Here is a 1,301-nt window from a genome sequence, read left to right as displayed (position 1 = left end):
CGAGACGGTACAGTTCGAGGTTAATGGGCAGTCCTACTTGGCGATTCAGAGCTACATTCCATCGATCGACGTACATCTGGTCAATATGGTTAGTCTTGCGGACACGATGGAAGGCATTCACCATTCGAGAGTTCGTTATATTGTACTCATTTCGTTACTAGCGGCATTTCTCGTACTGCTGTCTTACTCGATGCAGGCGATGATTTTGCGCAGGCTTAAGGTGTTAAGAGAATCGATGAAACAGGTAAGAAGCGGTAACTTTGACGTCGAGCTGCCGCCGATTACCGGTACCGATGAGGTAGGAGAGCTGGGCTTGCATTACCGCAATCTCATTCTGAAGATTAACGAGCTCATTCAAGAGCAGGCAGCTAGGCAGGCGGCAGGCAAAGAAGCCGAGCTTCGGGCGCTGAAGAACCAGATCGATTCCCACTTCCTCTACAATACGCTGGAGAACGTCAAGATGCTGGCGGAGATTGAAGGGCAGTTCCTTATATCGGACATAATGACCTCGCTAGGCGGTATGATGCGGTATTCGATGGAATGGAAGCGGGATCACGTGATGCTCAGCGATGAGATTCAGCAGGTCCAGCATTATGTATCCGTCATGAACATCCGTTATGATGGAAGACTTGATCTCCGATTGTCGATTGCACCGGAATGTCTCGAGCAGGAATCGCTCAAAATGTCACTGCAGCCCGCACTCGAGAATGCAATCAAGCACGGGATGAGCCAAATGCATTCCAGCAACGGAAATCTGGCCGTTACGATCTCTGCCGTCCGGCGTGATCAAGCTTGTGTCATAGAGATCACTGACAACGGCCGCGGCATACCGGAAGAGAAGCTGGGCTTATTGAATCGGATGCTCCGAATGGAAGAGTCCGCTTACCAGGAGGCCCGGCAATTATTCGTTCGCAACAATAGCCACGACAGCAATGGAATCGGTTTGCGTAATGTGGACCAACGCCTAGTGATGAGCTATGGGACGGAATATGGGATTCAGATCGAGAGTAAGGAAGGGAGCTATACACGAATAATCATGACTTTGCCGTATCGGGTCATGGGAGGGGAATTAGACATCTATGATTAGCTTGCTGATCGTCGACGACGAGAAGATCATCCGGAGGGGCTTGCAATCGATGATAGAGAGGCAGTTTCCTAATCTGTTTAACTGCCGATTTGCCGAGAATGGACAAGAGGCGCTGGAGCTGCTTCGCCATGAGCCTGCGGATATTATGATCACAGATATCCGAATGCCAATTATGGATGGGTTCGAACTGCTCGATCAGCTGCAAGGCCACCCG

2 protein-coding genes are annotated in these 1,301 nt (G+C 50.3%); both read left to right on the top strand.

Going from position 1 to position 1,301, the window contains the following annotated elements; genetic code table 11:
• Nucleotides 1–1,087: sensor histidine kinase (locus AC3G2T_RS38670; protein ID WP_488438813.1), on the top strand; the 1,087-nt coding region annotated here is incomplete at its 5' end.
• A partial coding sequence (locus AC3G2T_RS38665; RefSeq protein WP_488438812.1) for a response regulator occupies nucleotides 1,080–1,301 on the top strand: 222 nt, incomplete at its 3' end. The genes AC3G2T_RS38670 and AC3G2T_RS38665, both read left to right, overlap by 8 nt.

It is taken from the genome of Paenibacillus sp. sgz302191 (assembly GCF_057749925.1).
Note: the sequence above shows the minus strand (reverse complement) of the source record. Positions and strands in the feature narration are given on the sequence as shown.